The organism is Corallococcus macrosporus DSM 14697 (assembly GCF_002305895.1).
GTDB lineage: Bacteria > Myxococcota > Myxococcia > Myxococcales > Myxococcaceae > Myxococcus > Myxococcus macrosporus.
Window position 1 is genome coordinate 1,590,566 of the sequence record NZ_CP022203.1, and the last position, 17,578, is coordinate 1,608,143.

Consider the following 17,578-nt stretch of genomic DNA (forward strand, 5'->3'; position numbering starts at 1 on the left):
GGAGCGGCGCGGCGGGAGCCGGAGCGGCTCCCGCGCGCCACGCGTGCTTCAGGGCGCCACGCCCAGCCCGTTGAGGGTGATGACCTGCTGGGGGGTGTTGGCGGCGTTGGACTCGATGGTCACCGTGCCGTCGTATTCCGTGTCGTCGGTGGGCCGGAAGGCCACCGTGAGGAAGGCGCGCTCATACGTCTCCAGGCGCAGCGGCGTGCCCGGGGTGAAGCCTTCCGGGAGCTGGAGGGTGAAGACGCCTGGGGCGGACAGGGTGATGGCGGTGATGTCGAGCGGATCCAGGCCACGGTTCTGGATGGCCAGCGAGTTGAAGGTCGTCTGCCCGACGTAGGTGCCGTGTTCGAACTCGCGGTTGAACGTCAGCGCCGCGCGGTCGATGAAGAGGGTCGGCGCCTGGGGAAGCTCCACCTCGTTCCCACAGCCAGCCAGGGCGAAGAAGATGAAGGGGAGCCAACGGGTACGCAGTCGCATGGACATACACGCCTCGCATGAGGGTCTGAAGATGACGCCGGTTGTAACAGTGTTTGGTCGCAAGTCACAGGCAGCAGCGGTGCTGCTCTTCGCATCGCTTTGGGGGGCCTGCGACGGCACGCGCGAGGACTTCATCGGCGCGCGTGTGCAGGACACCTGCGGCGCGGCCTGGCCTGTGTGCGACCGCGTGGCGGGCTGTATTCTCGGCTCGGAAAGTTATTCGGAAGGCCGCTTCCCTGGACGACAGCAGCTCATCGTCCAGTTGAAGGAGGCCTCCACGGTGAAGGTGAGCTTCTTCCTGGAGGACGTCAGCGCGGCGGGCAGTGAGACCGTCGTGCAGTTCCACGAGGAGGGCTGCCGGGCGCGCATCCGCCGCGCCACGGAGGGCCGCGCGGTGTTGGACTTGATGGAGCGGCAGGGCGCCTTCACGGAAGAGGCGGAGCTCACCGGCGTGGGAGACCACCTCATCGAGTTCGAGTCCGACATGCAGGCGCGCTACATCGTCAAGGTGGACGTGGCGCCGCTGCGCAATCGCTAGCGTCCGCCCTTCAGCTTGCGCACCAGGTGGTCCGCCACGCGGAAGCTGTTGGCGCTGATGGTGAGCGTGGACGGCACGCTGCCGCCGGTGGGCATGAAGCTGCCGTCCACCACGTAGAGGTTGGGCACCTCGTGGGCGCGGCAGTGGCGGTCCAGCACGGACGTGGCCGCGTCGTTTCCGAAGCGGCAGGTGCCGTGCTGGAGGATGGACGTCTCCCCGGTGGTGGTGCCGCGGCGGACGTCGTCCGGGTCCAGCCGCAGGAGGACTTCTTCTCCGCGCTCCACCAGGAAGCGCGTGGCCGCCAGGTCCATGGGGTGCCGGTCCACGGTGATGGCCGCCACGGGGATGCCGTAGCGGTCCTTCACGCCGCCCTCCACGCTGACGTAGGTGCCCGCCGTCGGGAGGAACTCGGCGTAGACCTCGAACTGGAGGATGCGCGAGTCGCGGTACTCCCGCATCTTGTCCTTCAGCGCCTTGCCGAAGAGGGCCGTCGGGCCCTTGCCCGCGAGCCCCACCGCCGCGTGGATGGGATTGGGGTGCGCCCACATGAAGCCCAACGTGCCGCCCTTGCGGAAGCCGAACCGGGCGTCCGGCATCAGGTAGAAGTCCTGGAGGCTGCGGTTCACGAAGGGCGACGGGTCCTTCAGCCACGGCCGCGCGGCGGCCTGCCTGGACAGCCGGAAGGTGGCGTGGGACTCGCCGAACGAGCTGAAGGTGAGGTTGCGCCCCACCAGCCCGTTGCCGTTGGCCAGGCCCCTGGGGAATCGGCTGGAGGTGGAGTTGAGCAGCAGGCGCGCGCTCTCCACGGCGGTGCAGGATACGACGACGACTTTCGCGGGCTGCTCGCGCGTCACGCCGTCCGCGTCGAGGTAGACGACGCTCCGCGCGCGGCCCTGCTTGTCCACCTCCACCGTGCGCGCCATGCAGCCGGGGCGCAGGTCCACGTTGCCGGTGGCCACGGCGGCGGGGATGAGGCTGGCGTTGGTGCCGCTCTTCGCGCCGGTTTCACAGCCGTAGCTGCCACACAGCGCGCAATACGAGCACGGCGCGCGGCCCCGGTAGGGCTTGCTGAGGATGCCGCGCGCGGTGGGCAGGGAGTGCCAGCCCATGGCGCCGCACGCCTTGTCGATTTCCTTCGCCACCGGGTGCACGTCCAGCGGCGGCAGCGGGTAGGGGCCCTTGCGCGGCTCGGCGAAGGGGTGGGGGACGGACTCGCCGGACACGCCCAGCTCCGCCTCGGCCTTGTCGTAGAAGGGCGCCAGCTCCTCGTAGGAGATGGGCCAGTCCGCCACGGTGCTGCCGGGGATGGCGCCCAGCGTGGAGCGCAGCCGGAAGTCCACCGGCTTGAGCCGGTAGAAGAAGCCGCTCATGTGGACGGTGCCTCCACCCACGCAGTTGGCCGTCCACGCCGCGCTCGTCTTCTCGTAGCGGCCCGCCGCGCCCTGGCGCACCAGGTGCGGCTCCTCCCACGGCACCGGCATGAAGAAGTTCCGGCGGCTGTTCAGGATTTCGTCGTGGATGAAGTCCTTGGGCTGGTAGTGCGGACCCTTCTCCAGCAGCACCACCTTGAAGCCCGCGCGGCCCAGCTCCAACGCCATGGGCGCGCCGCCCGCGCCGCTGCCGATGATGCAGACGTCCACCTCGGGCAGGCTCACCGGTGGACCCCGCATTCACGCAGGCACTTGGGCCCGTCGTAGTCTTCGGGGGGCGCGGAGGCGAGGGTGCCCACGGTGTCGAAGCCCATCAGCCGCCAGCCCACCTTGCCCTGGTTGCCGCCGTAGGACGGGTCCCCGAGGAAGCCCTCCAGCGTCATCACCGTCAGCAGCTCGAAGAAGTGCGCCTCGCCGCTGCGGGGCGGGCTGTCCTTGAAGAGGGTGAGCAGCTCGTCCTGCTGCTCGGCCGTGAGGGCGGCGAAGCCCTTCTGGTGCATGCGCTGGGCGCGGCGCTCCAGGGCCGCCACGCCGGAGAGGAAGTCGTCCTTCACGGGCTCCAGCTCGGGTGTCTGGAGGATGCGGTCGATGTAGACGGGGACGTTCGCGTCCACGGCGCCCGGGTCCTCATCGCGGGGGAGGATGCGCTCGGTGGCGGCGGCCACCACCGCGTACTCGAAGGAGGAGAAGGTGCGCGGGCCCTGGCCGTCCTGCTTCGCCGCCAGCGGGCCGGTGTCCGCGGGGGGCGCCTTCTCTTTCGGTTCGGAGGAGCGCTTGCAGGCGGGGCCGAGCAGCACCACGCCTCCGCCCAGGAAGGTCAGCCGCTGGATGAGGGAGCGCCGGGACAGGCGCCCCCGGTTGGAACGCGCACGTGTCATACGCGCGCGAGCCTACCGCACGCGGCCGCTTCGCGCTGGCTTCATGAAACACGCTCGACTGCTCCCCGCCGCGCGGCGCTGGCGTAGGATGCCGCTACGACGTGCAGGGCCGACAACACACGAGGAGTGGCACATGAAACGGCATGCCTGGGCGCTGGGCCTGGTGCTCGCGCTGGGATGTGGCAAGGACGGCAACCCGACGCCCCCTGACGCGGGGGGTAACCCCGACGGCGGTCCCATCGACACCTCGCCCTTCGCGAAGTTCGTGGTGGATGCTGACGAAGGCCAGTTCGACCCCATCTCCTCCATCGCCATGGCCGTGGGCCCGCAGGACCGCATCGGCATGGCGTACTTCGTCCGCAACGGGACGCGGACGGAGGACGTGGAGAACTCCGACGTGATGTACCGCGAGTTCAACGGCGGGCAGCTCGGCGCGGCCGAGCGCATCGCCACCGTGCAGCGCGTGTATGGCATTTCCGTCGCCTTCGGGCCGGATGGCCAGCCGGTGGTGACGTATCTGGGCGGTGACCGGGAGGAGCCGTCGTCGTTCTGGTTCCAGAGCGACCTGGCGGTGGCCTATCGCAGCGCCTCCGGCGCGTGGACCGAGCGCATCACCGTGCGGCGCTCCGACGAGGCGCAGCCCGTCAATCCCGTGACGGACGTGGGCTTCCTCGTGGGACTCAACCCCGCCATCGTCTTCAACGGGAACGAGGCCATCGTCGCCTACCGCGACGGGCACAGCGGCAACTTCGGGCGTCAGGACTGGGAGAGCAGCGACCTGGAGATTGCCAGCGGCGGCCCCACCACCTGGCAGCGCCGGGTGGCCATGTCCTCGGGTGAGAACAAGCATGGTTATGGCGCGCACATCTCCCTGGTGATGGCGGGCTCGCAGCCGGCCGTGGTCCATGACACGGCCCCCGAGGGCGCGCAGGCCACCGGCACGGACGTCCACTTCCAGCGGCGCAACGCGGACGGGCTGACGTGGACGGCGCCGGTGCGCGTGCAGGCGGTGAGCAACACGCAGCTCGGCGCCTCGCTGGCCCACGACGCGGAGGCGGGGTTTGGCATCGCCGTGCTGGAGAAGAACGGCGATCGGCTCACGTACACGGACTGCGCGGACACCTCCGCCAGCGCGTGCACGGCCACCGGGAACTGGTCCGCGCCGGACCCCGTGTTCAACAGCGGCACGGGCGGCTGGTACCCCTCGCTGGCCTTCGACCCGGTCCACCACGAGCCGTCCATCGCCTTCTACATCTGCGCGCTGGAGTCCGGCCGCAACGACACGAGCTGCAACCCGAACGACGACGCGCTGGTCATCTCCACGCGCATCCAAGGCATCTGGCGCGAGACGCTGGTGGACTCGGGTGGCGGCTGGTCGCCGAAGCTGGCGTACCTGTCCAACGGCAAGCGCGTCGTCCTGTACCGGGCGCCGGTGGTGGCCCAGGACAAGGGCGTGCTGAAGCTCGCGGTGGAGCGATGACCCGCGCCGTCCGTGCGCTGGCGGCCGTGGGGCTCTCCGCCCTGATGGCCGGAGCGGGGCTGGCCGCGTGCGGCCTCGCGGACAACTCGCTGGGCGGCAGCGTGTCCGAGCTCTTCCCGCTGGAGGTGTCCCGCGTGGAGGTGCGGCGCAACGCCGAGGCTTTCCAGGTCAGCTACTACCGGAACAATGACTTGGACGTGGACCTGGTCGTCCGGCTCACGGTGTCCACCGAAGGCTTGGACCTGCGCCCCGGCTCCAAGGTGGACCTCGCGGGCACCACGCCGTCGGGGCAGGCGCGGGCCACCGTGGTGCACCTCAACGCGGGCGAGCCGGCGCGCGTCTTCGGCCCGGTGAACAAGGGGGACCTGCAGCTTGAGTCCGGAGGCAACCCGGGCGAGTCCACGCGCGGGAACTTCTCCATGTCCTTCATCCGAGGGGACGGCTACGGCGCCGGCCGCAACCTGGAGGGCACCTTCGCCGTGGTGGCGCAGGACGCGACCTTCGGCCCCGAGCCGGGCCAACTGCTCGACGGGGGCGTTCCGCCTCCCGACGCGGGCACGCCTCCCGAATAGGGGAGGGTCGGAGCGCGTCGGGGAGGTTGCTGTTCGGAAATGTCGGGGGTTTTGCGCCGCGAAGGTCCCGACATTTCCGAACAGCGAGCCGCGGGCCTCGTTACCGGGCCACGCAGGTGTTGGCGGCCAGGCCCTGGGACATGGAGGCCTGGGCCACGGTGTGCTGCGCGAGCGCCTGCGCGCCACCCTCTTCGTACACGCGGCGGGCCACGGCCAGCGCGTCACGGGCGTGGACCGTCAGCGTGGTGCCGGCGGCGTCCGTCACCGCCACCGCGCCGTCCGTCGCCTCCTGGGCCTGGATGAGCATGGCGCCGGCGTCGTCGCGGACCACCATGCCGTCCTCGAGCGGCTCGAAGTAGCGGACCATCGTCTCCTGGCCCTCGCGCTCCAGCTCCATGCGCATCACGCCCGTCTCCACGTCACGCGACAGGCGCAGCGTGTCCGTGGGGCTCAGCTTGACGATGCGGGTCGTCTCCGGCGCGCCGTCCACGCTGGCGACGGGGTTGCTGCCCGTCCAGAACTCGATGCTGTTGATGACGATGGCGTCGATGAACGCGCCCAGCCCGTAGACGGGGATGATGGTGAGCACGAGGAACATCAGCCACTGCACGAACTTGTTGCCGGAGATGTTCTTGTTGAAGTTCCAGATCTTCTGCGTGAGCTGGAACTGACCGAAGCAGCCGGTGGCGTGCATGGACATGAAACCGGCGAACAGCATGGCGAGCCAGGGGGACGGACGCTTCATTCTTGGACGTCTCCTAGAGGGGGGAGGCTTGACTCCCAGTGCGCCGCGAACATGCCACGGCCCGCAGGGCTGTCACGAGCGGCTTCAGCACTCCGTCCGCTGGTGGCCAGTCCGGCGCGCCCGGCTGTTGCGGGTCGCTCAGTCCGTCTCGCTCTGAACGAGCCCGTATTTGTGGAGCAGCGAGTACAGGTGCTTGCGGTCCAGCTCGGCCTCGCGGGCGGCGCGGGCGATGTTGCCCTTCGCACGGCCCAGGAGCCGGGTCAGGTACTCGCGCTCGAAGGCGCGGATGAGCTCGTCCTTGCAGACCTTGAAGGGGCCGGTGAACTCCACGGGCAGGGAGTCCCCGGCGGCGGCGGGGGCCTCGCGGGTGAACTCGCGCAGCAGGGAGTCCCCGGCCAGCTCCGGGATGTCCACCATGTGCCGGGCGCGCTCCAGGGCGTTGCGCAGCTCGCGCACGTTGCCCGGCCAGGTGTGCCCGGTGAACTGCTCGCGAATCTTCTCCGGCAGCCGGGGCCACAGGCCCTCGCCCGCGAAGGCGTCCACCAGCAGGGGGATGTCCTCCTTGCGGTCGCGAAGCGAGGGCAGGCTGACGGTGAACACGGAGAGGCGGAAGTAGAGGTCCTCGCGGAAGCGGCCCGCCTGCGTCTCCGCCCAAAGGTCCTTCTTGCTGGCGACGATGATGCGCGCGTCGAAGGAGATGGGGGTGGACGCCCCGAGCCGGCGGAACTCGCGGTCTTCGATGGCGCGCAGCAGCTTGGGCTGGAGGTCCAGGGCGAGGTCGTCGATTTCGTCCAGGAAGAGGGTGCCGCCGTTGGCGCGCTCCAGGCAGCCGATGCGCTGGCTCACCGCGCCGGTGAAGGCGCCCTTCTCGTGGCCAAACAGCTCGCTCTCGATGAGGGAGTCGGACACGCTGGCGCAGTCGAAGACGACGAGCGGCCCGGTGGCGCGCGGGCTGAGCTTGTGCGTGGCCTTGGCGGCGGCGCCCTTGCCGGAGCCCGTCTCACCCACCAGCAGCACGGTGGAGTCGGTGGGCGCGATGCGCTGGAGCAGCGCGAAGATCTGCCGCATGGGCAGGCTGCGGCCCACCAGGTCCCCCAGCCGGTCCTCCAGGATGGGCTCCACCTGGACGGGGGACACCTGGGGGCTGAAGCGCAGGCGCACGTCGCCGACCTCCAGCAGGGCGCCGGGGCGGAGGAAGGCCTCGCGCACCTGGGCGCCGTCGAGGAAGGTGCCGTTGGTGGAGCCCAGGTCCTGCACGAGGAAGCGGTCCCCCTGGCGGCGCACCACCAGGTGGTTGCGGCTCACCGTGGGGTGGTCGATGACCACGTCGTTGTCCGCGGCCTTGCCCACGCGGAGGGCGTCGTTGGCCAGGGGGAAGACGGTGCCAGCGCGCTCGGTGTCCAGCAAAACGAGGTGGAAGAGCTGGGCGGAGAGCCGCTCTCCCTGCGTCCGTGCGCCGATGACGGTGTGAGAGGGGATGGGGGCGGGGGGCAGGACGGGCATGACCGGCGGGGATTCTAGGACGGCTTCGCCCTCCATGGTGACTTCCTGTCCCACAGGACGATGCCCGCCCAGCAGCCGGCCATACGGGACTGACCGGAGGCGGGCGGGCGCCCGGGGCGTGACGAAGGCGGGGCGGCCCGGCGGCGTCGCCGCACGGCGGCTCGTGGAGGCCGCTGGCCCGCGGAGGGCGGCGCTGCACGCTCAGCAGGAGCGGCGCGCGTTCGACGGAGGCTATCGCCGCGCGGCGGGGCGGTTTAGGACGGGGGCCGTGAACCTGGAGGTCCACCGTGCTGCCGGATGCGCGTCCCGAGGTGAAACCCGTGCTGGGGAACCGTGACGAGTTGATTGATGCGCTGCGACAGCGCCTCGCGGGTTCCTTCCGTTGGGCCAGCGTGAGCGTGGCGCTGGGGGCGTTGGCGGTGCTCTACGGCGCGTCATCGTTCCAGCAGGCGCTTGATTCCGGAAGGTACCGCTGGCCGTTCAGCGCTCAGCTCCCCGTCTGGGGGAGCCTCTTGATTGTCATCGGGCTGGTCGCCTTCTGGCTGGCGCCCCGCTACACGCGGAGGCTGGTGCGAAGCGTGGAGTCCGATGTGCGGACTGAGTTGCGGATGACGGTGGAGCGCAAGCGCGTGCCGGGGGACGACGAGCACTTCCTGTTCGTCGCCACCCTGTACACCCCGGATCAACGGCACGTGGTGCTTCGGAACGTGCATTTCCACCAGGGGGACAAACCGCTGCAGTACCCATACAAGAAAGGTGTCACCCAGATACCGGTGCAGGTGTATGGCAGGCCCGGCGAGGGCCCCATCGTCATCGACGCGGGGTGGGGCTTCCTGCTCCCCGCCAACCTGACGTACCCCTGGTACAAGTAGTCACGAAGCGCGAACAGGCGACGGCCGGGCTCCCGTGAAGAAGCCCGGCCGCCACCCACGTTCCATCCGACGGGCCGCTCAGTCCCCGGAGTAGATGCCGATGGTGCCCGGCATCACGGTGCCGTCGCTCAGCGTGGCGCCCTGGAAGGCGACCAGGATGCGCCGCCGCGGGCCGGAGCGGTCCACCTGGATGTCCGGCACGCGCAGGGTGGACAGCTCACGCCCGAACACGGAGAGGCCGTAGAGGGTCACGGAGCCACCGTGGACGCGCGAGAGACCGCCGCCCCAGCTATGACCGGCCCAGATGCTGCCGTTGGCCGGGTCCGCCGCCACGCTCGCCACGTGCGGCGCGGCCAGCTCGTTCTTCAGCGTGCGCACCACCTGGCCGCTGTCGTTCAGCTCCGCGATGCCGTGACCGAACGAGCCCACCCAGACGGAGCTGCCCATCAAGGCGATGCCGGAGACCAGGTCATCCGTGCGCTCCTCCGGCCGGGAGTAGCGCTCCTCGCCCACCGCGTCCTTCCAGATGTCGATGCGGTTCCACGCGTAGGCCGCGGACTCCGTGCGCGTCTGGCCCTCCCAGAAGTCATTCCCCACCGAGCCGTAGAAGTACCGCGTGGTCCGGTTGGCGCCGCCCACCCAGACGTCGCCATCCGGGCGCACGCCCAGGCCGTAGTAGGCATCGGTGAGCAGCGCGTCGCGGACGCTCCACTGGCTCCGGTCCTCGCCGTACCGCTGCCGGTCGCCCGCGGGGTCCGCGTAGATGTACGCGTTGATGCCGGGGTGGGAGTGCTCCTCGACGCCCGAGCACAAGAGCTGCCCGTTGCACGTGGGGTTGCCCTGGTAGTCCGCGTCACCGCGGGCAAAGCCATGGTTGGCCCCGAACCAGACGCTGTTGGTGTTCGCGTCGTAGGCGATGCGCCAGATGTTGCAGAGCTTCTCGCGGCCCCGGAGCTCGGCGTCGACGACGTTCGGCCCGGAGGAGATGTCGTAGTGCACCACGTCCAGCGTGCCATCCGCGCGCAGCGAGACGCGGTCCGCGTCACCGCTCTTGTAGCGCGCCGGGTCCGGCGCGTTGCCGTCCCAGTTGTTCTCGCAGTGGAGCGCGCCGTCGCCCGGCATGCCCTCGTAGCCGACGAAGACGGTGTCGTTCCATCCGCCCGCCACGGAGATGACCTTGAGGTACTTGGGGCCCGGCGGCACGCTGCCGTCCGGCATGTAGCCATACGGGCGCAGGCCGTCCGCCATGGTGAACTTCCGGAAGGTGCGCTCTCCCTTCTTCATCAGGAAGAGCCCTTCTTCACCGCCCGCCACCCAGATGTTGCCGGACGCGTCCGCGGTGACGCCGTGGATGAAGCGGGGACCGCCCGCCTCGCGTCCGAAGAACTCCCAGTTCGCCGCGGAAGGCGTGGGCAGGGGCACTTCCACGGGACCCCCGTCGGGCGTGCCGCCGTCATCCGGGGTACCGCCGTCATCCGGGGTACCGCCATCGTCCGGAGTGCCACCGTCGTCCGGAGTGCCGCCGTCATCCGGGGTGCCGCCGTCGTCCGGCGCGCCCGAATCGGGCTCGCCAGGAATCCCCGAGTCCGGCGTGCCCGCATCACCTTCCGGATTTTGGGGGGATTGCACGGGCGGGACGTCCAGGTCCTCGGCGCCCGTCGAGTCACTCCCCGAGCCGCAGCCCGTCGCCCCCACCACGCCCGCCATGAAGAGCGCGCCCGCCCATCCCCATCCGCGCTTCATCTCGTCACCGTCCCCTGCTGGAAAGTCGCTCGGCCCGAAGTGGGCCGTCGTGTTCAATCCAGGTTCGTTCGCAAGGATGGTGCCAGCCCGAACAGCCTCGGAGCGTGGGGTCTTCGTCCTGGGCCGGACACGCTGTGGGTAATCCGTTTCCCCGCGTGCGTACGTGCCTGTCCCGGGCGAGGGCGGATTCGTGCTACTTCCTTGGCGCGAATGGGTGGTCATGACGCGCGGGGCCGGATGCCACTTTCTCTTGTCGGTCAGGAGCCGGACCTCCTGTTCTACACACGTCAGGCCGCCGAGCACGGCGGTCCCGTGCTGGTGTTGGGTGCCGCCAATGGCCGCGTGGTCTGGGCGCTGGCGGGACACGGCTTCGACGCGGTGGGCGTGGACCCCTCGGAGGTGATGATCCGCTCCGCCGAGGAGCAGCGAAGCACCGAGCCCGAGGACATCTCGCGGCGGGCGCGCTTCCAGGTGGCGGACCTGCGCTCGCTGCGCCTGCCCGAGCGCTTCCCGTTGATACTCGCGCCCCAGCACGCGCTGGGGCTGATGCCGGGGAAGGACGACCTGGAGGCCCTGCTGGCCACGGTGCGTCACCACCTCACGCCGGAGGGCACCTTCGTCTACGACGTGCTCAACACGCCCCGTGAGCCGGTGCTCCCCCGGGATGACGAGGCGCCCAGCGCCGGCCTGGAGCCCCGCCGGCCGCTCTTCGCGCTGCACCTGCGCGAGCGCCGGCAGCCCGGCGGGCCCAGCCCCATCCGCCGCCTCAAGCTGCGGCACTTCACGCCCGAGGAGCTGGACGCGGCGCTCACCGCGGCGGGGCTGGTGCCGCGCGAGCGCTACGGCCGCTTCGACGGCAAGCCCTTCGACCTGGAGGACTCGCGCCACATCGGCATCGCCGGGCCGTGAGCGCCCGTCAGCGCTCGAAGCGGTAGCCCAGCCCGCGCACGGTGAGGAAGTGGCGGGGCGCCTCCGGGTCCGGTTCGAACTTCAGGCGGAGCTGGCGCATGAAGTTGTCCACGGTGCGGGCGCTGCCCTCGTAGTGGTAGCCCCACGCGCCGGACAGCAGCTCCTCGCGGGTGAAGGTGCGCCCCGGGTGCGCCAGGAAGTGCGCCAGCAGCTTGAACTCCTGCGCGGTGAGCTCCACCGGCGTGCCCGCGCGCGCCACGGTGCGGGCGGCCATGTCCACGCTCACGTCGCCGAACGTCACCGGCGGCGGCGAGCCCGCCCCCGCGGACGGGTAGCGGCGCCGCAGCACGGCCTTGATGCGGGCCAGCAGCTCCTGGAGGCCGAAGGGCTTCACCACGTAGTCGTCCGCGCCCAGGTTGAGGCCCAGAATCTTGTCCGGCTCCAGGCCCTTGGCGGACAGCACGACGACGGGGGTGTCCCGGCCGCGCTGGCGCAGCTCCTTGAGGACCTCGAAGCCGTTGAGCTCCGGCAGCATGACGTCCAGCACCACCAGGTCCGGGGACTCGTCCAGCGCGCGCGCCAGCCCGGTGCGGCCATCCTGGGCCTGGAGCACCTCGTAGCCCTCGAAGCGCAGGTTCATGGACAGGCCGGTGAGGATGGACAAGTCGTCCTCCACGACCAGGATGCGCCGCGTCTTGTCGCTGCTCATGCCTTCCCCGCGGGAAGCTGGATGGTGAACCGGCTGCCCTTGCCGGGCTCGCTCTGCACGGAGATGCGGCCGCCGTGCGCTTCGATGATGCGCCGGGCGATGGCCAGCCCCAGCCCGCTGCCTTCCGTCCTGCGCGTGAGCAGGTTGTCCACGCGATAGAAGCGCTCGAAGACGCGCTTGCGTTCCTTGGCGGCGATGCCCACGCCATTGTCCTCCACCGACAGGTCCACCCACTTGCCGCCGCCCCGCGCGAGCAGGGTGATGCGGCGGTTGTCCGGCCCGCTGTACTTGTAGGCGTTCTGCAGCAGGTTGAGCAGCGCGCCGGCCACCGCGGCCCGGTCCACGTCCACCCGCGGCAGTCCCTCCGCCACGTCCACCGACAGGTCCACGCCGTCCTCCATGCGCTGGGTGCGGAAGGCCTCCACCGCCGCGCCCACCAGCTCCGGCACCGCCACCATCTCGCGCTGGTACACCTTGCGCCCGCCTTCGATGCGCGCCCAGTCCAGCACGCGCTCGACGAAGATGGACAGCCGCTCCGTCTCACGCATCAGCAGGGTGAGCACCTCCTGCATCTGCGCCGGGTCCTTCAGCCGGCCCAGGGCCAGCGTTTCGATGAACATGCGGATGGACGTCAGAGGCGTGCGCAGCTCGTGGCTCACCAGCGACACGAAGTCCGTCTTCATCCGCGACAACTGCGCCTCGCGGTAGAGCGCGCGGCCGGTGTAGACGACGCCGAAGGTGAGCGTCAGGTAGAAGAGGCCCAGCAGCACGCCGTACAACACGCGGTTGCGCGTGGACGCGCGCGCCACCGGGTCCTCGCCCGTGGGCAGCACCACCAGCCGGAAGTCCTGCAGGGGCGAGGGCAGCACGCGCTCGGCCAGGCCCGTGGGCCCCAGGGCGCTGGCGCGTGCCTGCGCCACCTCGGAGACCAGGCGCCCCATCAGCCCGCCCTCGGAGGTGTCGCGGGGCACGGGCAGCAGGGCGAAGCGCACCGGCTCGCTGGACACGGCCCGGGAGTCCACGCGCTCGGCCAACCGGGCCTCCAGCGCCTGCACCGACAGCCGCACGCCGTGCACCACCGGGCCCCGCCGCTCGGCGGCCACCAGCACCGCGCGGCCCCCCGTGGTGAGGGAGAAGACGGTGGGCTCGGTGGGCAGGCCGCCCGCCTCCGGCAACACGGCGGTGAGCGCCTCCGTCAATTGAGGGTCCCTCGTGCGGACCTGGCCCTCCTCCAGCTCGAAGCCGCCCTCCGGCTCGGAGACGGACTGGCCGTCAGGCAGGATGAACTGGAGCCGGCCCTCCACCGCCTCCAGGCTCGCGGAGGCCAGGATGCGTGGCAGCTCCTCCGACAACGACTCCAGGGTGCCGCGCCAGGCGGCCTCCAGCCGTTTCTCCACGGCCGCGCGCTCGTTGATGATGGCCACCACCCCGAAGCCGGACAGGCCCGCGGACGGCACGACGACCAGGACGATGAGCAGCGCGAACGTGCGCCGGAAGTTGAGGAAGCGGGGCGGAGTGCGGGACACGGCCCCTCTCCTTTACTCCCACCCGGCGCTACACGCTCGTGGCGTTTCATCCACATCACCCGCCCGGGGACTGTCCACCACCTGCCTCCGGGGGCGGACGGCATCGACTTCGGGGGCGTTCTGGTGCAAGCATGCGCGGCCGCGGGGCAGGCGTGCGACGTGGGCCGGCGTGGCTGCCCGGTGCTGAAGGAATCCCTCCATGAGACGGACGCTCCTGGCCACGGTGGTGGTCTCGATGCTCGCGGCCCCGGCGTGTGAAGACCGCGAGGCCCAGGCGACCTGGACCCAGGCGTCGGGCTCGGTGGCGCTCAGCCGGGATGATGCCTTTCTCTACGTGGTGGACTCGGACAACGGCGTCCTGGCCGTGGTGGACACGGCGCGTCGTGAAAAGGTGGGTGAGGTGAAGGTGGGCCTCCTCCCCGAGCGCGTGGCCGTGGGAGCGGATGACACCGTCTACGTGTCCAACCGGGGTTCGCGCAGCGTGTCCGTCATCCGCCGAGGCGACTGGAGCGAGGCGGCCCGCGTCGCGGTGGGCGTGGAGCCCGTGGGCCTGTCGGTGTCGCCCACCGGGGACACGCTGTATGTGGTGAACAGCACCTCGCGGGAGAGCTCGCGTCACGGCTCCTTGATGGCGGTGGACACGCGCTCGCTGGCGGTGCGCTGGGAGCTGCCGGTGGGGGATGAGCCCCGGGGCATCGCGCTGGCGCAGGGCGGCAAGCGCGCGCTCATCACCCGCTTCCGCCAGGGCGACCTCATCTCCGTGGACCTGACGGACGCCGACCGGCCCCGCGTGGCGCGTGAGAAGACGGACCTGTACGCGCGGGCCAACACCCGGGACGGCGCGGCCGCGTCGCCAGACGGGCTGACGCCGCTGCCGCCCTCGCCGGACATCCGCTTCCAGCCGCGCGGCATGTCGAGCGTCGCGGTGACGCCGGACGGCGAGCGCGCGCTGGCGACGGTGATGTGGGCCCGCGAGGACCCGCTGTCACCGGATGGGACGCCGACGCCGCCCACCGGCGGCTCGCTCTACGGGGGCGGCGGGCCCTGCAACACGGGCGGCGTGGTGGCGCCGGGGCTCGTCACGTTCGACACGGACACCGGCACGCCCCGGGTGGATGACCTGGACCGGTGCCGTCCGCCCCCGGAGCTGGCGCCGGACTTCCCGCCGTCCACCATCATCAGCCCGGAGTCGACGCACCCCATCCAGGGGCCGGTGGCGGCGGTGGTGGACCCCACGGGCCTGTGGGCCTTCGTGGTGAACCGGGAGACGGACAACGTCGCCATCATCCCCACGGGGCGCCGCTCGGGCTCGGACCTGATGTCGGGCATGGGCAGCACGGTGCGCCAGCTGGTGCGCGTGGGCTCCGGGCCCACCGGCATCGCGATGACGCGGGACGGGCGCAGGGCCTACGTCTACAACGCGTTCGACCACACGGTGACGACGCTGGTGAGCGACGGCGCGGGGGGCACGGCCAACGTGCGCACGGAAGGGGCGCCGCTGCCCATCGCGGGCGACGTGCTGGCGCCCAACGAGGTGGCGGGCCGCAAGCTGTTCTTCAGCGCGCTGGACTCGCGCATGGCCAGCACGTCGGTGGGGGCGTCCTGCGCGAGCTGCCATCCCGACGGCCGCGAGGACGGCCACGTCTGGGGCTTCCCGGACGGGCCTCGCCAGACGCCCAGCCTCGCGGGCCGCGGCATGACGAAGACGGGCCCGTTCCACTGGAGCGGGGAGTTCTCCACGATGCGGGACTTCCTGGACGCGACGGTGCGCCACCGCATGGGCGGGACGGTGCTGGACGGCGTCATGGTGGCGCAGCTCTCCGACTTCATCGACGTGCTGCCCGCGCCGGACAACCCCCACAAGGGCGAGGTGCTCACCGAGGCCCAGGCGCGCGGCGAGGCCGTGTTCCGCAAGGCCGCGTGCGACGCCTGCCACGGCGGCGAGCACTTCACCCTCAACACCCAGGCGGACGTGGGCACCTTCGTCACCACGGGGCCGCTCCAGGACAACGCGGCGGTGCGCGAGGTGGGGCTCAACACGCCGTCGCTGCTGGGGCTGGCCCGCACGGCGCCGTACCTGCACGACGGCAGCGCCGCGTCGTTGAAGGACCGGCTGCTGCAGGGCCGCGAGTCGAACCAGCACGGCGTGACGGCGCAGCTCACCGACGCCGAGGTCGACGACCTGGTGGAGTACCTCCTCACGCTGTAGGGAGGGCGCCCGCCGGCGGGCCCTCAGGGCGCGCCGGTGGGGCCGGCGTCGGCGTCTCCCGCATCCGGGGCCTGTCCGTTGGCGGTCCCCGCGTCGAGCACCGCGGGGGTGGTGGCGATGAGCGCCGCGCGCGCCACCTCCACCGCCCGTTCCGTCTCGCCGCCCAGCCAGGTGATGACCAGCGCGCAGGGGGTGTCGTCATCCCAGGCGAGCACCTGGGACATGCCCTGGGCGGGCGCGCGCCGCACCGCGGCACGGCCCAGCGCGGGCACCTCCACGCCGCCGGCCTGGAGCGTCGGAGCCATCAAGGCGTGGACGTCGGCCTGGGCATGGCGGGCGTTGCAGTCCCAGGCGATGGAGACGGCGATGTCCGGGTCGGCATCGGAGCGGAAGCTGCACAGGGGACCGCAGGTGGGGCAGGCGCGCTCCTGCTTCATGGTGAAGCCGGGGAGCATCAGCTCGCGGTCGTTCTCGGACAGCAGCACCTCGCAGTCGGGGACCGCCGCGCGCTCGATGGGCGTCGCCGCGCCTCCCGCGTCCGCCGCGGGCGGGTCCGCGGGGCGGCTCCGGCACGCCGCCAGTGCCAGTGCCATGAACAACGCCGCGCGCCCTCCGACCCTCATCCCGTGTGACTCCCTTGTGCGCCTGCCGAAGCGGCGCGGATGGTAGACCGGAGGAGGCCTCGCGCGGCCACGTTTCCCGCATACCGCTGACCGCTTCCGGACGCAGCCCCGGCTCGGACCGCGAGCAGGCGGGCTTGCCTCGTGCCTTATACGCCCGTCGGACTAAGCTGAGGCTCGCCCCCATGCTCCTTGCCCGCTCCCTGCCCATGCTCGTGCTCGCCCTGGTGGGGGACGTCCAGGCGAGACCCGCGGAGGGGCGCTCCAGCGCTGCCGTGTCGGCCGGAGCGGCGGCGCCGAAGCGCGAGGTCGCGGCGCCGGCTCCGGCAGGGACCGCGCCGTCGAACCGCTCCAGCGCGACCGCGCCTGCGCGGGTCGCCCCGAAGACCACGCCCCCGGCGGACTCCGCGAGGGCTCGCTCCAGGGCGACCGCGCCTGCGAGCGAGTTGCCGGCGCCTGCTCCCTCGGAAGCGACGGCCCCGGCGCCTTCAGGGCCCGCTGGCCCGCCCCCGCGCAACCCGGCGCCGGACACCTCCTGGGCCCAGCCCGCCGAGGTCTCCGCGCCAGCGCGCAACGAGGCGCCAGACGACGCGGCCTGGGAGTCCTTTCCGGGCGCCACCGCGGTCCCCAGGGCGGAGGAGGCGGCCACGCTGCCCCGGCTGCCCGAAGTGCCGCCGCTGGTCCCCGTGGATGACGCGGCCATCCCCACGCCTCAACCGGCGGCGCCTGTCGTCACCCGACCGCCGCCGGTTCCCAACCGGGTGAGCCTGCTGGGCGCCCGGACGGTGGGCGAGGGGGGCCTGGCCGCGGGCCTGTCCCTGGGCTTTCCCACCGTCTCCGCGCGGGTCGCCGTGGGCGTCCTGCGGCGCCTGGACGTGCTGGCCGGCGTGGACAGTGCCTACGGCTTGATGAACGAGCTGCGGCTGGGCGCGCGGTGGATGGTGTTCGACGGCGGCCCGCGGTGGAGCCTGGGCGTGGCGGTGGAGGGGAGCCACGCCTTCTTCCTGCGGCCGGCGAGCGTGGAGGACCGGGGCGCGCGCTACCTGAGCGGCCGCCGCAACTGGAACGTGCAGCCCGGCATCGTCGGCAACTTCCAGCTCCGAGGTGCCCGGGCGCCGCGCCTGTTCCTCGACGTCCGCTACCTGCTCACGCTGGACACCGAGCCCATCCAAGGGGTGCCGCTGGGCGGCCTGCCACCCGACGTGGAGCTCTCCAGCGCCTTCCCCATTCGCGTGGGCGCGGAGGTCCCCGTGAGTGAGAAAACGTCCTACGCTGTGACCTTGGGCGGGGACATCCGCACCCGACCTGACGAGGCGGACTTCATGCCCGTCATCTCCTTTGGCGTCGTGACTGGTTTCTAGAGA

Annotated in this window: 16 protein-coding genes; 7 read left to right on the top strand and 9 right to left on the bottom strand. The window is 71.5% G+C overall.

Annotation, left to right across the window (positions count from 1 at the left end; all coding sequences use genetic code 11):
• Positions 1-48: 48 nt before the first annotated feature.
• On the bottom strand, positions 49-480 hold the full coding sequence (locus tag MYMAC_RS06690; protein WP_238539875.1) for a hypothetical protein: 432 nt from the start codon (positions 478-480) through the stop codon (positions 49-51).
• A 79-nt stretch (positions 481-559) separates the two neighbouring features.
• On the opposite strand from MYMAC_RS06690, the gene MYMAC_RS06695 reads away from it, so the two are divergent.
• Positions 560-1,018: a hypothetical protein gene (locus MYMAC_RS06695; protein WP_013935522.1), complete on the top strand. Its 459-nt coding sequence runs from the start codon at positions 560-562 to the stop codon at positions 1,016-1,018.
• On the opposite strand, the gene MYMAC_RS06700 is transcribed toward MYMAC_RS06695, so the two are convergent.
• On the bottom strand, positions 1,015-2,673 hold the full coding sequence (locus MYMAC_RS06700) for a GMC family oxidoreductase (RefSeq protein WP_095957473.1): 1,659 nt from the start codon (positions 2,671-2,673) through the stop codon (positions 1,015-1,017). The two genes, MYMAC_RS06695 and MYMAC_RS06700, sit on opposite strands and share 4 nt — an antisense overlap.
• Complete coding sequence (locus tag MYMAC_RS06705; protein ID WP_013935520.1) at positions 2,670-3,326, bottom strand: gluconate 2-dehydrogenase subunit 3 family protein; 657 nt, start codon at positions 3,324-3,326, stop codon at positions 2,670-2,672. Before MYMAC_RS06705 ends, MYMAC_RS06700 begins: the two co-directional genes overlap by 4 nt.
• Before the next feature lie 133 nt (positions 3,327-3,459).
• Between MYMAC_RS06705 and MYMAC_RS06710 the strand changes: the two genes are divergently transcribed.
• The gene (locus MYMAC_RS06710) at positions 3,460-4,806 is read left to right on the top strand and encodes a hypothetical protein (protein WP_095957474.1); all 1,347 of its coding nucleotides are present in this window, start codon (positions 3,460-3,462) and stop codon (positions 4,804-4,806) included.
• Positions 4,803-5,378 (top strand): hypothetical protein, encoded by a 576-nt coding sequence (locus tag MYMAC_RS06715; protein WP_095957475.1) that lies wholly within the window; start codon positions 4,803-4,805, stop codon positions 5,376-5,378. The genes MYMAC_RS06710 and MYMAC_RS06715 overlap by 4 nt, the downstream gene beginning before the upstream one ends.
• Before the next feature lie 100 nt (positions 5,379-5,478).
• Here MYMAC_RS06715 and MYMAC_RS06720 read toward each other — a convergent pair whose 3' ends face one another.
• Together MYMAC_RS06720 and MYMAC_RS06725 are read right to left on the bottom strand one after the other, a co-directional pair.
• Positions 5,479-6,123 carry a DUF3332 domain-containing protein gene (locus MYMAC_RS06720; RefSeq protein WP_013935517.1) on the bottom strand — a complete coding sequence of 215 codons (645 nt, stop codon included), beginning with the start codon at positions 6,121-6,123 and terminating at the stop codon, positions 5,479-5,481.
• A 138-nt stretch (positions 6,124-6,261) separates the two neighbouring features.
• The gene (locus MYMAC_RS06725; protein WP_095957476.1) at positions 6,262-7,626 is read right to left on the bottom strand and encodes a sigma 54-interacting transcriptional regulator; all 1,365 of its coding nucleotides are present in this window, start codon (positions 7,624-7,626) and stop codon (positions 6,262-6,264) included.
• A gap of 287 nt (positions 7,627-7,913) precedes the next feature.
• Here MYMAC_RS06725 and MYMAC_RS06730 point away from each other — a divergent pair, with 287 nt between their 5' ends.
• Positions 7,914-8,498, top strand: coding sequence for a hypothetical protein (locus MYMAC_RS06730; RefSeq protein ID WP_239989386.1), 585 nt, complete (start codon positions 7,914-7,916; stop codon positions 8,496-8,498).
• A 78-nt stretch (positions 8,499-8,576) separates the two neighbouring features.
• On the opposite strand, the gene MYMAC_RS06735 is transcribed toward MYMAC_RS06730, so the two are convergent.
• Complete coding sequence (locus MYMAC_RS06735) at positions 8,577-10,241, bottom strand: ligand-binding sensor domain-containing protein (RefSeq protein WP_204817742.1); 1,665 nt, start codon at positions 10,239-10,241, stop codon at positions 8,577-8,579.
• Between the two features lie 237 nt (positions 10,242-10,478).
• Between MYMAC_RS06735 and MYMAC_RS06740 the strand changes: the two genes are divergently transcribed.
• On the top strand, positions 10,479-11,150 hold the full coding sequence (locus MYMAC_RS06740) for a class I SAM-dependent methyltransferase (RefSeq protein WP_239989387.1): 672 nt from the start codon (positions 10,479-10,481) through the stop codon (positions 11,148-11,150).
• Between the two features lie 7 nt (positions 11,151-11,157).
• On the opposite strand, the gene MYMAC_RS06745 is transcribed toward MYMAC_RS06740, so the two are convergent.
• Complete coding sequence (locus MYMAC_RS06745) at positions 11,158-11,859, bottom strand: response regulator transcription factor (RefSeq protein WP_095957479.1); 702 nt, start codon at positions 11,857-11,859, stop codon at positions 11,158-11,160.
• Positions 11,856-13,385: a sensor histidine kinase gene (locus tag MYMAC_RS06750; protein WP_095957480.1), complete on the bottom strand. Its 1,530-nt coding sequence runs from the start codon at positions 13,383-13,385 to the stop codon at positions 11,856-11,858. The genes MYMAC_RS06745 and MYMAC_RS06750 overlap by 4 nt, the downstream gene beginning before the upstream one ends.
• Positions 13,386-13,584: 199 nt before the next feature.
• Here MYMAC_RS06750 and MYMAC_RS06755 point away from each other — a divergent pair, with 199 nt between their 5' ends.
• Entirely contained in the window at positions 13,585-15,594 is a 2,010-nt protein-coding gene (locus MYMAC_RS06755) for a c-type cytochrome (protein WP_095957481.1), read from the top strand.
• 23 nt (positions 15,595-15,617) lie between these two features.
• Here MYMAC_RS06755 and MYMAC_RS06760 read toward each other — a convergent pair whose 3' ends face one another.
• The gene (locus tag MYMAC_RS06760; RefSeq protein WP_238539873.1) at positions 15,618-16,187 is read right to left on the bottom strand and encodes a hypothetical protein; all 570 of its coding nucleotides are present in this window, start codon (positions 16,185-16,187) and stop codon (positions 15,618-15,620) included.
• A 212-nt stretch (positions 16,188-16,399) separates the two neighbouring features.
• Between MYMAC_RS06760 and MYMAC_RS06765 the strand changes: the two genes are divergently transcribed.
• Positions 16,400-17,575 carry a hypothetical protein gene (locus MYMAC_RS06765; protein ID WP_239989388.1) on the top strand — a complete coding sequence of 392 codons (1,176 nt, stop codon included), beginning with the start codon at positions 16,400-16,402 and terminating at the stop codon, positions 17,573-17,575.
• Positions 17,576-17,578 lie beyond the last annotated feature (3 nt).